Consider the following 13,850-nt stretch of genomic DNA (forward strand, 5'->3'; position numbering starts at 1 on the left):
ATCATTTCAAAAAAAGACTTCTCCGCCTGCAAAAGAGCTGAATAGCGTATACTAAACGTAACAGAAGAGAACCCTGCCCCGATTCGAGGAGGTATGCACGTGCATGAAGGAACTGTCCTACTACTTGCCGGTATTTTGTTACTACTCGCAATCATCACGACCAAGTTCTCCTTTCGCCTCAACGTCCCGACCTTGATTTTATTCGTGTTCGTCGGCATTCTCGCAGGAACGGATGTCGCAGGATGGATTGCTTTTTCTGACTTTGAACAAGCGCGTCTATTCGGAACGATCGCCCTCGTCATCATTTTGTTCGATGGCGGTCTCAACACGAAATGGGGCGATTTCAGGCAAGTCCTCCCTGCTGCCCTTTCGCTTGCGACGGTCGGCGTCGTCATCACGACTGGCTTGATTGCACTCGTCGCCCACTTCATTCTTGATTTCAGCTGGCCGATGGCGTTACTCGTCGGCGCCCTCGTCGGCTCGACCGATGCAGCGGCTGTCTTTTCCTTACTGAGCGGACGTCCTGTCGATGAGAAGGTCAAACATACACTGGAAGCGGAGTCCGGAACAAACGATCCGATGGCTGTCTTTTTGACGATTCTCTTTACAGAACTTGCGCTCGATCCGGAAAGTTTCTCGATTATCAGTGGCGTCCTGTCTTTATTCTACGAAATGGGAATCGGTTTACTCGTCGGTCTCTGCATCGGCTGGTTCTTGACACAATTGATGAACCGGATTCAGCTTCAAGCATCGGCCCTGTATCCGACACTCTTGATCAGCGGCGCCTTACTGTCTTACGGGATCGCGACGAGTATCCATGCGAGTGGCTTCCTCGCCGTCTACGTGACAGGCATTTGGATCAGTAACCACGACATGATTTACCGCGACATCTTGATTCGGTTCAGCGGCAGCTTGTCGCATTTGGCAGAAGTCGGGATGTTCATCATGCTCGGACTGCTCGTCTTCCCGCGCCAACTGCTCGATCCGCAGATGCTGCTCATTTCAGGCATCATCGTCGTGACGCTGATTCTCGTCGCACGACCGCTCGCAGTTTTCATCTCACTTCTTCCCTTTCACTACAATTACCGGGAGCAAAGTGTCATCACGGCTGCCGGACTACGCGGCGCCGTACCAATCATCCTTGCGACCTATCCGCTTTCGAGCGGACTTCCGAACTCCTATCTCTTGTTCAACATCGTCTTCTTCACTGTCATGACATCGGCTTTACTGCAGGGAACGGCCTTACCGTGGATCGTCCGTGTCATGAAGCTCGAAGTGAAACCAACGATCGGGATTGAGCCGTTGATTCAATTCATGACGGTCGCAAATCCGAATGCTGAAATCGTCGAGGTCAGTGTCCCGTCGTTCTGTCGGATTGACGGAAAAACATTGCAAGAGATTGAGATGCCGCAGGATTTGCTCGTCGTCGCCGTCATTCGTGACGATGCCATCATTACACCACGCGGTCAGACACGATTGATTGGTGGCGATCAACTCCTGATTTTGACGCCGAAACAATCGGAAGAACGGATTCGAAAGCTGATTGCCTCGCTTGGACTTTAAGGTTGAAAATGCCCGATGATCCCGTGAAAAAAACGGAATCATCGGGCATGTGATGGATGTCGGACGGAAATGTCCGGTAGTTTGGTCAGACGTATGAGTCCTATCCCAGATGAACGTTGTTCCGACGTTTAAGCCAGCCTTTCAGCGTCTCCATCCGGTCCGTGTGGCGTTTTAAATCGAGGATCGTCTGTTTCATCTGTTCTGTACCGATTCGTCGCTCCGTTTCATCCGCACTGAATGTCCGGTTGATATTATAAGCGAGCCAATCGAGTTTGCTCGAATAGCTACAGGCGATTACAGCCGACCATTTTGCATCCCCGAGATTATTTTTCGTTGTGTAGCCGCTGAAAAATGCTTGAAACTTCTGCTTGTTCAGATGCCCCGTCTCATCCTCTGACCAGTAAAGCGCCGTCTCAAGGACATCAAGGACAGGATGAATCGGACCCGCCGATTCCCAGTCAATGACGACCAGATCGTTTTTCGTCCATAAGACATTTTTAGGATCCAAGTCGCGGTGACTCATGACGCAAGCCTTGGACAGGAGTGCTTCTGCTCGCACGGCTCGCTCATTCCACACTTTTAACGCCGCGATGATTTCGCTTAGGGCAGCACTCCACTCGGCGTCGATTGCTTGGCCTCTTTTGAGATGAGCTGTCCAGTCGTGGCTAATCGTTCCAACTACCGCAGGGACTATGCCAGCATCAAGTTGGTGTAAGCCTGCCAGATAGGTTCCGATGGTATGACAGTGGGATGGCTGGATCTCCTTCAAGGAAAGCAGGTTGCCGTCGACCCAGTCAAAAAGAAGAAAGTACTCGTCAGCTATCTGTTGCACTGCTTCCCCCCGAATCCGTTTTGCCGGAAGAGCGGAAAGTCGCCGACCTGCAAGCAATGCGAAGTCTTCTGCGTTTTTGAAGTTCGCAAACGCGTCAGGTCGTCTCATAATCTGCGGATTCAAGCATTTTACCGCATAATGTCCTTTAGTCGTCCTCAGTCCATACATGTCATGGATGAAACCGCCAGAAAGGGGGCGTGGGTCTTCTGTCCGTTCGCCTAAATCAAACAATACACAAATCTGATCAAATCGGTATGACTCCATTTGTTTCTCCTATTATCTTCGTGATTTTTTGCGAAATTGTTCGCCTTGACAGGCGTCAGAATCGATTGAACCGTTAACTTATGTGGAAAAACCCCCGACGTTTTTTCGCAGGGCGAAGACATCGGGGGGCGGGCGATCCTCATTCAATAGAATTTATTTTTTTCTACCAGCGTTTTTTCCTGCTGACGAATGCACCGGACATCGAAGTGGTCCGTCAACTGTCTGATGCGTGAAGTCGTATCAGACAGATTCGCGAGTGTAGCTGACGTTCATCGTTGTTCCTCTTCTCGACTAATCTCAATCGTTCCCGGTGGGCGGTGCGGTAATGTAATGGATAGTCCTGCGAACTGGAAGTGGTCACGTCCGTTTTGTGCACGTTCAATCCAATTGACTGCTTCTTGGCGCGCTAAGCCATGCCGAATCCGGTTCTCCGCCTGTGTCCGTGATATCCCCTTACAGACGACCTCTGTCAAGTAGGTCCGTTCATCGGACTCAAACTGTTGCCAAATCCCGAGGATGAGTTGTCCGACAGCACTGACGGGTGTCCCGTCCGGTTCACCGGCGCTGACGGCCTCGTCAAGCGCATGAATCGCTTCGGTACACGTGTCGCCGAGTGCTAAAATCCGTTGGGATGCTTTTTGCATGATCCGGAACCGTTTTTGTCCGTCTTCCAGCCATAACCGCTGTGCAAAAGGGTCGACGGGAATGCCATGAAAGAATGTGACCGTTCCGCGCCAAGCGAAGCCGAACGACGGATCGTAGTCACGAATCGTCTCCATCGCTTGTGTGTGGAATCGTTTGATTTCTGACCGTTCCTCACGCAATTGGTCGCGCAATCCTGCCGTATCATCAATCGCAACCGCAAGCGGCGTCATCGTGAACAGTTCATTATCGGCAATCCGGTGCGGCATCAGGACTGCTCCATCGAACCGGTAATCGTTCGCCGGGCGTCCCGTCCGCCCGACGAACATGTGCCATTTGCCTTCCGCTGCGGCGAATGCGTAAGCTTGGTGTGCGAACGGTGGTGCCACGAACAGTCCAGGAAATTCCTCGAACGTTTCAATCCGGATCGTTTCTCCGTCATACCACTCCCGTTCGATTGCCGCGAGCAACTGCCCTGTCGGAGATTGACGGTCCGTCAAATAACGACCGGTATTGCTATAGAAGCCGAGTAAAAACTCACGTTCTTCTTCTTCGAATGTCACCATCGTCAGTTGGAACAACGATTCGATTTGTGCTTCGGCGAACGCATCCTCGACCGTATCCGGATGGTGCGATTCAATCGCAATCATTTTCCAGCCCATCCGTTCATATAAGTTGATCGTCACGGGGAAGAACAAAAAGGCTCCGTGGGTCGCCTCGAGTTTAATGATGTCTTGCATGGCAAGGCGTTCAATCCGTAAGTTGAAGCCCATTCGTTCGAAGTGATCCTGTAAGCGTCTTTTCCAGTGCGTAAATTCCATGATCCGTCCACTCCTCTCTCGATTCGTTTAGGCGCGTTTTCGTAAGGGGTTCTTCGACCAGTAGAGGTACAACGCAATCAGACCACCGACTCCGATGATGTAGGAAGGTGTCCCGCTGACTTGGAAGATGACATCCGGATTCGGGACGAACGTAATCAAAACTGCTTTATACGTTGCAAATAAAACGAAACTGATGATGAACTGCCCCCAGACACGTCCTTTGACGTCACGTATTTTTGGTGACGTGATTAAGATCGACATCGCGTCAATCAAGAACAAGGCGATGATTGAGAACAACAGATAATCGGCGAGTGCGAACTGGAAGACACCATCGACGCCCTCGATGAAGATATACATCAAAATACTTGAGACATAGTTTCGTGTCCAGCGTTTTTGTGTCTCCGCACGACGTTGTTCCGGAATCGCGGCGATCATCGTGTCGAGTCGCGCTTCCGGTGTTTGCCCGTGGACTTCTTCGAACGGCCGTTGTTGCCGCTGCGCTTCATACAAGTCAGCCTGCAGTTGACGTTCGATGTCCGTTCGCTCCGGTTCTTCCGCGTTAACGTTCAAACGAGGTAACAATGATTCAAAAATGCGTGTGTTAGCTTTCGTTAATTTCAAGCGACATCCCTCTTTTCCATGTTTAAGTATAACGGTTTATCGGGAAAAATACTTAAGTGAAGATGACGATTACTTGACGAATCCCACTTAAATGTTCAGAATAATCAAAAAGTGTAACTTTTCTTTTTTCAATTTCGTAGGATAACAAAAGAAGGAGTGAGCAACGATGCGCCAAACACTAACGAATGCCGCACTCATCACGCTATTGACCAGTGCCGGGATCGCGTTTCCTTTGACGAGCGAAGCAGATGAACTGGATCCACCTGTCGAAACGGAACAAATCGAACCACTTGATGAACAAACCCCCTAAGCGGTGTTGACTCAAACGGGAGCACGTCTCTCGATTAACAAAAAACAAGGAAGACGGTTCTCCGGTGTTCGCCCCGGAAATCCATCTCCCTTTTTTTAATGCGGTCTTGCGAGGTATGCAGCAAAGATGACCAGGAGAATCCCCGGGACGAGTAACAACATGTAGGAACGCTTCCGTTTCCTGCGCGAAATGCTGAAAATCGTCAAGTAGATTCCTAGTATGAATGACAGCAACATGATGTAAAAGCCCATTTGTATTCATTCCTTTCGAACGTAATTGTTCATGCCTAAGCATTACTCGGTTGTGTCACGTCACCTGTAACATCGATCGACCACGTCAACATCGTCGTACTGTCCCGGACAGCATGGTGCTTGATCGTCGTCAACAAGGTCAAAACGGCATCCTGCGCCTCCGTATCGCGAAACGCGCGACCGATGTCCGTCGCATCGCTGAACGGTTCACCGGGACATTCGACGAGTCCGTCCGTCGTCAAAAAGAGCCGGTTGTTTCCCTGACGCAGTTCACGGATGCCGCGGGTATAACACGGGACAGGTAACGCAAACGTATTGACTTGTCCAATCCATTCAAAGAATTGCCGTTGATTGAGACTGTGTTGACCTAGCCCGGCAAGCTCCGGATGGAACAGATGCGCGATGCAATCCCCAACCGATAACCAAAAAACATAGTTTCCTTTACGGACGACGACTAAACAAGCTGTCTCCCCCCGACACGTCTCGCATCGTGCGCGAAATGTGTCTTCCGTCAACAGTTCGAGGATAATCTGTTCGAACGTCGGAAGGACCGACTCGGTTGCTTGTTCGAGTTGCTGATGCAACCGCTCTTGATACGTCAAAAATTGCTCCGCCACGAGTTCGGCACTTTCTGCCGAATTATGGGCATCGAGTAAGACGGTCAACTCCCAGTCCGTCCCCGTCATGACGAGACAACCATCTTCGTTTTTTGTTTGACCCGCCGTCGAGCAGCCACCGAACCGTCCGAGAACGACCGGACCCACCTGTCGTATGTCGATTTGATCGACATACGCTTCTTCACTTCCGACCCAGCTAAACATGCCTGACTCCCCCTATTCTGTCTGTTCTATCGAGAATACCACACCTACTGTCATTTGGAACATTTTCCCTTTCGTTAATTTACAAAAAAGTCCCTCACTTCGACTACGACTGTAGTGACGTGAGGGATGTGGGTTAATTCGTTGTCATGAATGGCTGGATGAATAATTTTAAGCGTTTTTGATAGTTGACTTGATCTTCGAGATACGTTTGACCATGACCCGCTCCTCGGACCGGATACAACTGCTTCAATCCAGGTTTTGCTTGATACAGTTCATAAACCATCCGCGATGGCATGAGTTGATCGTCCGTCCCATGGATGAACAGCGTCGGAATCATGATTTTGCTCGTTTGTCGTGTCACCGACACGTCACCGTAAAAGAAATCCTGTTCGAATTTATTGAACGTGCTCGCCATCGCGAGTGACGGGCCTGCGGGATAACTGATCTGTTGATCCGCTAAATGATTGAGCCAGTCATCAAATCGGGCGTAGGCACCTTCAGAGATGACGACTTTGACTTGTGTCGGTAACATTTCTTCTCCAGCTGCGAGTAATGCGGTCGATCCGCCGACACCAAGCCCGTGATAGGCGATGTGACTCTCGTCCCCTGTTTCCTCGAGAAGTCGTTTCGTCCATTCAATCAAATCAAGCCGATCGAGCCAGCCGTAATTCTTTTTCCCACCGTTCTCAGGCTGCCCCCGTCGTTCGACGACTAAGACATTGTAGCCGAATTGTTCATGATACAGCTGCACGAGTGGTGCAACTCCGTCCGGCGTCGCTTGTTCCTCGTCCGGGACGAGAATGACCGATTTGTTTGTTGACTCTGTTGCAGGTAGATAGTCTGCGTGATGAACGAGTCCATCCGTCTCGAACGTCTTCTGTTCGAACGGTTGGGCAGCAGACCATTCAGTTGCCTCGGTCAGGGCGTCACTTGATTCATCAGCCGGTTTACCCGCAAGAATCGGTGACGCTTCCGACTCGCCGACTAATGTTTTTTGAATGCGGTATCCATCAAAACTGATTAATCCGATGAATACGAGTAGTATCGCGAGTACGATTGCTAGTCCTTTTCGCACAACATGAACTCCTCTCTTTTCCTATATAACGCGTTATTCGTTATCATACCGTATGTCCCCTGCTTCTGCACGGTCTGTTTTCAGAAAAGAGCGTTGGTACCAGGTCCGGACATCCTCAAATTGCTTGTGTGTGAAATAACCCGCGTTCAAATGTCCTTTACCACGCAGATTGATTTCGAACTTCAGCAAGTCCTTTTGTTCGAGAAAACGGGAGACGTGCCCCGACAAAGCCTCGATTTTTAAACGCGGTGCATAAATCGTTTCCCGGTTGACGAGTTGACGACGTAAGACGAACAACTCTTGTTCGAACCCGTAACACGTATTGCGGTACCCCGTTCGGGCAATAACGTAATAGAGTGGTAAAACCAGGTACAACAGCATGCCGATCCATTTAAGCGGGCTCGTCAAAAAATAGACCAGGCTGGCATTGATTGCTGAAAACAAGACGATATACCGGACGAGCCGCCAACGGATGACATAGAAGAACCCGCGGTCGGTCGCATGCTGCATCGGTTTTACACGTTTGAAGCGCGGGAGAAACCGGTCGAGGAAGGCGTCGATTTCCGATTCCCGGATGAAGGGGTGAAGCAACATCTGCTCTTCCTTCCCGTTCGCCGATATGACGTTGAGCGACAAGTGTGCACGCTTGAACCGTCGTTTAATCCAGTTTTCCTCGATGAATAAGGATTGGACCTTATCCTGGTGAAAGATGACTTCCGTCCGGTTCAGTAATCCGTAACGGATGGTCAGCCGTTTATCTTTGAGAGTCGCTTCGAACGAACCGTAACGAACGACGTAGACGACTATCGATCCGATGTAGGCGAAGAGTAAGACAAGCAATCCGATTCCAATCAGGAGGACGAGTGATAAATGCGCCAATTCATTAAAGACACGATCGATATACTTTTCGATATATTGATCAATCAGTTGATACCCTGCAAAGAAACCGACTAGCGCCAGTCCGAGACGACCGGACAAGGCGCCGGCAAAAAACAGGTCGGACAAGCTGACACGAAACGAGTCCGTCGCCTCTATTTGTTCTATCTGTTCGTCCTCTTCTTTAATCGTCGACTTCAAGGAAGTAGCGAACGCGAGCCGGACACCTTTTAATTCGACTTCCGGTTCACCGCCTTCAGAAGACGTTTCGACGGACAGCGTCGCTAAACCGAGCAGACGCTCGAGCAGGTTTTGGTTGATGCCGACGGATTCAATCCGCCGCCGTTGTGTCGTCCGTTCACTTTTACGGAAGACCCCTTTGTTGACACGAATCGCTTGGTCATCAATCGTAAACGTATAAAAATACCAAGAAGTGATTCCAGAAATGAGAAGAACGAGACAAAAAACACTAAAGCCGATGATTGTATACCAACCGAATCCATCGTTCTTTAAATCATTGAACAATAAAAAAGCGAGCGGGATGACCGTCGACCGGAGATGCGTCAGCGTCGACATCAAGATGAATAACGGGTGGACGCGACGTGTCATAAGGATTCCTCCTCTTGCTCCTCGAGTTTCGCGAAGCGTTCGATATGGCGTCTTAATTCGAGTGTCCGTCGTTCCTCGAGACGCTGGATTTCCGCAAATCCGGATGCTGTATTGACTTTGATGTTCATCAAGCCGGCGCGACGTAACAAGGGACCGGTCGATGTATCGATGAACTGAACTTTGACGAGTGGTATGATTTCGATTTTACGGAAGATGACGCCTGACTTGACGCCTAAAAATTCTTCATCGACCTGATAACGGAAATAGTCGTAACGCAGACGCGGTATGTAATAAAACTTTAAGATGAATAACGCGGCCACGAGTCCTGTCACGATCCACATCCACCACGGAGATAAGTCGAGCCACATGATTTGGACGGTTGTCATGACGGCAATCAAAAGCGCATACAAACTAAACCGTATCGCCACATATTGCCGTTCGACTTTGACGGAGTCGAGTGATAACCGTTGCCAGCCACTTTTTAAGGTTGAAGATTGCATCTGTTCTCACTTCCTTTCTCTTAAAACTACGGAGTCCGTCGTCAATAAGTTTCACTCGACTTAAATCGAACATTGACATTTGACCCGAAATCATCGCATATATAGAAGAGTAGAAATGTAATTCTAGGAGGTACCATGCTAACATTTGAAGAAAAATTAAACATCATTGAGTCGTTTCCACAACTCGTCCGAAAAGATGTTTCACTGAACCGTGTCAATTTCCACTTTCCTGAAAGTCAGTTTGAGAAAAAAATCGTCGTCTATCACCTTCATCCGAACGGGAACGGATTCGTCTATGCCGCCGGATTACCGGGCTACGAAGTCGATAACAAAGGACTCGTCAACATCCGTGAGTTTTCTGCTCCTGCCTTGATTCTTTTGCTTGAAGATGCAATCAAATCGTTATCGACGGTCGAGACGGTCGAAACGCTCGAAGAAACGTGGGTCAACGATAACCAGTTCGAACTCACGCTGTTGAATGAAGACCTCGATACATGGCTCGTCTATGCAGGCGACTTGCTCGATGGTGCCTTCAATTCATACAAAGAAGCGGCAAACTATCTTGAAGAAGAAGGTTTCCGCCGTAAATAACGAACATGAACGGAACTGAATCATTCAGTTCCGTTCATTTTTATAACCAATTGATTTAACGTTTGTTTGACACGTTCTAAATCCTCTTCCGACACGCCGAGTGTCTCTTTTAAGGCAAGCGGAACTTGTTCCGCTTGCTCGCGCAACATATGCCCTTTGTCTGTCAACGTGATTTCGATATGTCGTTCATCTTGCTTATTGCGGACGCGTCGAATTAATTCTGACGCTTCGAGTTTTTTCAATAACGGGGTTAGCGTCCCTGAATCCAAATGCAACCGTTCACCGACGGCTTTCAAGGATTGCTGATCTTCTTCCCATAAAACGAGCATCACTAAATATTGTGGATACGTCAGTCCGAGTGGTTCGAGCAACGGACGATACCGCCTCGTAATTTCACGCGAAATCGAATAAAAGGGAAAACAAAGTTGTTCATCTAACGATAATGGGTTTGACATGATAGTCCTCCTCGGGAGCAAAGTACTTGCTTTCTTTTTTAAATTGTATACAATCTAATTGTAAGCTACTTAATAATAAGGAATCAACGAAAGGGAGTTATTGATTATGAAACCAATGTTCACATCATCAGCTACAGCAGTCGGAGGACGCGACGGACGCGTCGTTTCAGAAGATGGCGTTTTAGACGTCGCTCTCGCCATGCCAGTCCCAGGATCTAAAAAATCAGCGACGAATCCGGAGCAACTGTTTGCTGCTGGATACTCTGCTTGCTTTGATTCTGCATTAAATCTTGTTGCACGTAAACAAGGCATCAAACATGATGGAAGCGAAGTAACGGCGCACGTTACGTTGAACGAAGCAGCAGACGGATTTGCTTTATCTGTTGAACTTGATGTTCTCGTCCGTGGTGTATCGGAAGAACAAGCTGCCGAACTTGCAAAAATCGCACACACAGTTTGCCCTTACTCACGCGCGACAGCTGGAAACATCCAAGTCGATGTTTTCACTCGTACGACTGACGCAGCATAAGCATAACATTGTCTGCCCTTTTCTAGTGAAGTCTACTAGAAAGGGGTATTTTTTTATTGTCAATGCGACGTATTTTGAGGTATCGTATGTTTTTTCTGTTAAAGATTTAATATATGATTACGGTAAATGAAATAAACAGTCCGTTATTTTAGAAAACACACTTCTATTAACAGTGTGTTTTCTTCGTTTGTTCGCTTTACAGTTGGTTGACGGATAAAATGACCAACTCGCCGGAGACAATCATGTAATAGGCATCATCGAACCGGTGCCGGACATACCGCTCGGCGTCAAAAATCGTCACCATCGGCTCGGCATCGTCGCCGATCGTTTCATGTACATAAAAGCGATCACGCAAGACGCGTTCGAACGGATCGCGGTCTAAAAAACGGGCTCCCGTCCGTAAATTAATCACTTCATGGTGTTGCTCCGATCGGTCGTTGACGATAAAGATCGTCGATTCGACGTCATCATACGTAAAATCAAATGCTTCATAATCACTCCAGCGAATCCGTTCAAGCTCCGTCACGTCCGTGTCGTCACGGATTTGATAAAATACTTCTTCGTTCAAACGGTCCGTATAGGCACTGAAAATCAAAAACCCAGCTTGTTCCCCGAGGTACTGCACCGTATCCCCTTCCCCGTCAAGGCGTAAGAGTGTCTTAAAGGACAAGACTTCTGTTCCTAGTTCGATTTCCGAAACGATCGTCTCAAGTGAAGCGATTAATAACCCTTCCGAGTGATCAATTGGATCTTCTGGTGATATCAAGCCGCTTTCGAGGGCATCATAAAAGGAAAATTCGTCGAGGCGCGTGTTGCAGACGATATAATCGACGTCTTGGAGTGTGACGAGGAAAAAGTACAGTTCCCGGTAATTTTCCGTCATCCCGTACAACCGTTGATCATGGATCAAGTGTTGCTGCTTCGTTTTCGTGTCATATAAAAAGGCAGACGTCACACGGTCGACGTGGAGCAGTACCATGTAGCGTTCATTGAGGACCCAGTACAGTGACAGATCCCCCGCGACGTTGAACGTCGCGACCTGTTCCGTCTTCCCGGATAAGAGATCAATCGTCAATAACTCCGTCGCTCCTCCGTTCGCCCGGTCGTGTTCGTTCAAGCAATAGACTTTTTGGTGTTTGACGAACGGACGGGTCGGTCCGTGATCCGTCAAGACGTCTTGCGACAAATCGACTTGTTCTTGATCCTCGAGGTCGAACCGGCTGATATGGTACTGTTCGGCGTTGACTTTTCGTCTGAAGTAAATCGACGATGGCGTGACATGAAGTATGTCCGAGTGATCCGCTGGTAACGCACGCGCGTCTAGTATTTCCATCTTGTGCACCCCTCCTAAGCATGTTCTACTGTTCTTTTCCCACGATTGGTCCCGCTTGAAACAAGGTCATTTCGTGCGTCTACGGAATACGAATGATACAATACAGCTAGATAATAACCACGATGAGGAAGGTGATTCGCTTGCATGCACAAGACTTGAATACGATGATGCTCGAATACGTCAATGATAAGGAAGATTATGACGCATTCGCAGACAAACTAAAAATTCTATTATCCGAGCTACTCGACGCGGCCGGAATCAAATACCATTCGATTGTCTCACGGACGAAGGATTCGGAAAGCCTCTACCAAAAAGTCTTACGGCAACCGAACAAATACCGATCGCTCAAGGACGTCCATGATTTGACGGGAATCCGGATCGTCACCTACTTCCACGACGACGTCCGGGAAGCTGCCCGCATCATTGAAAATGAATTTTCGATCGACCGCGATCAATCGGTCGATAAATCGACGTTGCTCGATACGACGGAGTTTGGCTACTTGTCCGTCCACTTCGTCGCCGCCTTGAGTGAACAACGCCTTGCCTTAAGTGAATACGGTCGCTTCAAGTCGCATACGGCAGAAATTCAAATCCGTTCGATTTTACAACACGCCTGGGCAGAGATTGAACATGATTTAGGGTATAAAAATCCGAACAGCGTCCCGGCAGAAGTCCGCCGCAGTTTCAGCCGCGTCGCCGGACTGCTTGAGATCGCCGATCAAGAATTCGTCAACATCAAAAAGCAACTCAAACAATTCGAGGATGAGACCGTCCAACAAATTTTATCCGATCCGTATAAAGTCCGGATCACGTCCGATAACTTAAACTATTTCATCGACCACTCCCCTGTCATCAGTGAGCTCGACAAGCGACTCGTCACGTCACAAATGATGCTCGATTCCGACCAGCAACTGATCAATGAGTTGATCCGGATGTTCCATTACGTCGACATCCGCAATTACGGTGAACTGATCGATGCCGTCTCGAGTCATAGCACACTCGCCTTAAAATGTGCTCAAGTCATGCCGAATCCTTTTTTGCCGCGCCAAGGCATCGGTATCGCCTACATCTGCATGGCCGTGACGATTGCCGGGAACGACACACACCGGATCGATTACTTCTTCCGTCGCTTCTACCCGGAGCTTCGGAACGTCACGGAAATCATTACAAAAGTTCAGCCGTCGCATGATGAGATGATTCAAGAGAAAAATATTGATTAAACTAAAATTTTTCACTATACTAAATGGCGGGTAACGAAACTATCGTATGGAAAGAGTGAAGCTAAACATGGCAACGACAATCGAAGTAGCACAACGCGATCAATTGATCGTCGATACAGAAAAAGGACTCCGCATGAACTACCGCGCCATCAAAAAAGATGTTCGCAGCATGTTCACGACCTATTTGACACGAAATGAATTTTTCATTTTGAAGTCGCTTTGCGGGCAAAGTCCACAAATCGCATCCGCCCTGTCGAACGAATTCCAGTTCTCTGCAAGTATGATTACAGCACTTGCCGATGAATTGACAAAAAAAGGCTTGATTTCACGCGAACGCAGTGAACTCGACCGCCGTGTCGTCGAGCTCCGGGCAACACCAGACGGGATCGAACTGTACGAAAAACTTGAAGCGATGAAGATGGAGTACCTCTCGGACGTCTTCTCCGCGTTTTCGGATACAGAACTTGATACGTTCCGGACACTCTTGACGAAACTCGAACAACAAGATTAATATTCCCCCCTCTAGCTGACTGAGCT

16 protein-coding genes are annotated in these 13,850 nt (G+C 48.6%); 6 read left to right on the forward strand and 10 right to left on the reverse strand.

All coding sequences use genetic code 11. The features are described from left to right. The first annotated feature begins 93 nt into the window (after positions 1-93). A complete protein-coding gene (locus tag P403_RS0100785; RefSeq protein ID WP_029330264.1) occupies positions 94-1,563 on the forward strand; it encodes a potassium/proton antiporter in 1,470 nt (489 codons plus the stop codon). Positions 1,564-1,663: 100 nt separating this feature from the next. Here the strand turns inward: P403_RS0100785 and P403_RS0100790 are convergent, their stop codons facing one another. The 3 genes from P403_RS0100790 to P403_RS0100800 form a co-directional block, all read right to left on the reverse strand. Further along, entirely contained in the window at positions 1,664-2,659 is a 996-nt protein-coding gene (locus P403_RS0100790; RefSeq protein ID WP_029330265.1) for a phosphotransferase, read from the reverse strand. Positions 2,660-2,928: 269 nt separating this feature from the next. Beyond that, entirely contained in the window at positions 2,929-4,122 is a 1,194-nt protein-coding gene (locus P403_RS0100795) for a hypothetical protein (RefSeq protein ID WP_029330267.1), read from the reverse strand. 27 nt (positions 4,123-4,149) lie between these two features. After that, a complete protein-coding gene (locus P403_RS0100800) occupies positions 4,150-4,743 on the reverse strand; it encodes a hypothetical protein (RefSeq protein WP_029330268.1) in 594 nt (197 codons plus the stop codon). A gap of 166 nt (positions 4,744-4,909) precedes the next feature. Here P403_RS0100800 and P403_RS16625 point away from each other — a divergent pair, with 166 nt between their 5' ends. Then, positions 4,910-5,053, forward strand: coding sequence for a hypothetical protein (locus P403_RS16625; protein ID WP_167331085.1), 144 nt, complete (start codon positions 4,910-4,912; stop codon positions 5,051-5,053). 95 nt (positions 5,054-5,148) lie between these two features. On the opposite strand, the gene P403_RS16560 is transcribed toward P403_RS16625, so the two are convergent. From P403_RS16560 to P403_RS0100830, 5 genes are all read right to left on the reverse strand, one after another. After that, a complete protein-coding gene (locus P403_RS16560) occupies positions 5,149-5,304 on the reverse strand; it encodes a hypothetical protein (RefSeq protein WP_160167770.1) in 156 nt (51 codons plus the stop codon). A gap of 35 nt (positions 5,305-5,339) precedes the next feature. Next, positions 5,340-6,125 carry a PP2C family serine/threonine-protein phosphatase gene (locus P403_RS0100815; protein ID WP_029330270.1) on the reverse strand — a complete coding sequence of 262 codons (786 nt, stop codon included), beginning with the start codon at positions 6,123-6,125 and terminating at the stop codon, positions 5,340-5,342. A gap of 133 nt (positions 6,126-6,258) precedes the next feature. Further along, positions 6,259-7,200, reverse strand: a complete 942-nt coding sequence (locus tag P403_RS0100820) for an alpha/beta hydrolase (protein WP_029330273.1) — start codon at positions 7,198-7,200, stop codon at positions 6,259-6,261. 33 nt (positions 7,201-7,233) lie between these two features. Then, a complete protein-coding gene (locus tag P403_RS0100825) occupies positions 7,234-8,685 on the reverse strand; it encodes a PH domain-containing protein (RefSeq protein ID WP_029330276.1) in 1,452 nt (483 codons plus the stop codon). Next, a complete protein-coding gene (locus P403_RS0100830; RefSeq protein ID WP_029330279.1) occupies positions 8,682-9,185 on the reverse strand; it encodes a PH domain-containing protein in 504 nt (167 codons plus the stop codon). Before P403_RS0100830 ends, P403_RS0100825 begins: the two co-directional genes overlap by 4 nt. A gap of 135 nt (positions 9,186-9,320) precedes the next feature. On the opposite strand from P403_RS0100830, the gene P403_RS0100835 reads away from it, so the two are divergent. After that, positions 9,321-9,776 (forward strand): hypothetical protein, encoded by a 456-nt coding sequence (locus P403_RS0100835; RefSeq protein ID WP_029330281.1) that lies wholly within the window; start codon positions 9,321-9,323, stop codon positions 9,774-9,776. A gap of 20 nt (positions 9,777-9,796) precedes the next feature. Here the strand turns inward: P403_RS0100835 and P403_RS0100840 are convergent, their stop codons facing one another. Further along, a complete protein-coding gene (locus P403_RS0100840; RefSeq protein WP_276525023.1) occupies positions 9,797-10,234 on the reverse strand; it encodes a MarR family winged helix-turn-helix transcriptional regulator in 438 nt (145 codons plus the stop codon). 103 nt (positions 10,235-10,337) lie between these two features. Here P403_RS0100840 and P403_RS0100845 point away from each other — a divergent pair, with 103 nt between their 5' ends. Further along, positions 10,338-10,760: an organic hydroperoxide resistance protein gene (locus P403_RS0100845; RefSeq protein ID WP_029330285.1), complete on the forward strand. Its 423-nt coding sequence runs from the start codon at positions 10,338-10,340 to the stop codon at positions 10,758-10,760. Between the two features lie 196 nt (positions 10,761-10,956). Here the strand turns inward: P403_RS0100845 and P403_RS0100850 are convergent, their stop codons facing one another. Then, positions 10,957-12,093, reverse strand: coding sequence for a hypothetical protein (locus P403_RS0100850; protein ID WP_029330287.1), 1,137 nt, complete (start codon positions 12,091-12,093; stop codon positions 10,957-10,959). 131 nt (positions 12,094-12,224) lie between these two features. Between P403_RS0100850 and P403_RS0100855 the strand changes: the two genes are divergently transcribed. Both P403_RS0100855 and P403_RS0100860 read left to right on the forward strand, forming a co-directional pair. Next, a complete protein-coding gene (locus P403_RS0100855; protein WP_235195154.1) occupies positions 12,225-13,313 on the forward strand; it encodes a GTP pyrophosphokinase in 1,089 nt (362 codons plus the stop codon). A 67-nt stretch (positions 13,314-13,380) separates the two neighbouring features. Beyond that, on the forward strand, positions 13,381-13,824 hold the full coding sequence (locus P403_RS0100860) for a MarR family winged helix-turn-helix transcriptional regulator (protein WP_029330291.1): 444 nt from the start codon (positions 13,381-13,383) through the stop codon (positions 13,822-13,824). Positions 13,825-13,850: the final 26 nt, after the last annotated feature.

Origin of the sequence: Exiguobacterium oxidotolerans JCM 12280 (assembly GCF_000702625.1) — a bacterium.
Lineage (GTDB): Bacteria > Bacillota > Bacilli > Exiguobacteriales > Exiguobacteriaceae > Exiguobacterium_A > Exiguobacterium_A oxidotolerans.

Coding starts and splice junctions, on each gene's coding strand:
- P403_RS0100815 (WP_029330270.1), bottom strand. CDS start 6,125: ATGTTTAGCTGGGTCGGAAGTGAAGAAGCGTATGTCGATCAAATCGAC.
- P403_RS0100835 (WP_029330281.1), top strand. CDS start 9,321: ATGCTAACATTTGAAGAAAAATTAAACATCATTGAGTCGTTTCCACAA.
- P403_RS0100845 (WP_029330285.1), top strand. CDS start 10,338: ATGAAACCAATGTTCACATCATCAGCTACAGCAGTCGGAGGACGCGAC.
- P403_RS0100825 (WP_029330276.1), bottom strand. CDS start 8,685: ATGACACGTCGCGTCCACCCGTTATTCATCTTGATGTCGACGCTGACG.
- P403_RS0100790 (WP_029330265.1), bottom strand. CDS start 2,659: ATGGAGTCATACCGATTTGATCAGATTTGTGTATTGTTTGATTTAGGC.
- P403_RS0100860 (WP_029330291.1), top strand. CDS start 13,381: ATGGCAACGACAATCGAAGTAGCACAACGCGATCAATTGATCGTCGAT.
- P403_RS16625 (WP_167331085.1), top strand. CDS start 4,910: ATGCGCCAAACACTAACGAATGCCGCACTCATCACGCTATTGACCAGT.
- P403_RS0100795 (WP_029330267.1), bottom strand. CDS start 4,122: ATGGAATTTACGCACTGGAAAAGACGCTTACAGGATCACTTCGAACGA.
- P403_RS0100830 (WP_029330279.1), bottom strand. CDS start 9,185: ATGCAATCTTCAACCTTAAAAAGTGGCTGGCAACGGTTATCACTCGAC.
- P403_RS16560 (WP_160167770.1), bottom strand. CDS start 5,304: ATGGGCTTTTACATCATGTTGCTGTCATTCATACTAGGAATCTACTTG.
- P403_RS0100850 (WP_029330287.1), bottom strand. CDS start 12,093: ATGGAAATACTAGACGCGCGTGCGTTACCAGCGGATCACTCGGACATA.
- P403_RS0100785 (WP_029330264.1), top strand. CDS start 94: ATGCACGTGCATGAAGGAACTGTCCTACTACTTGCCGGTATTTTGTTA.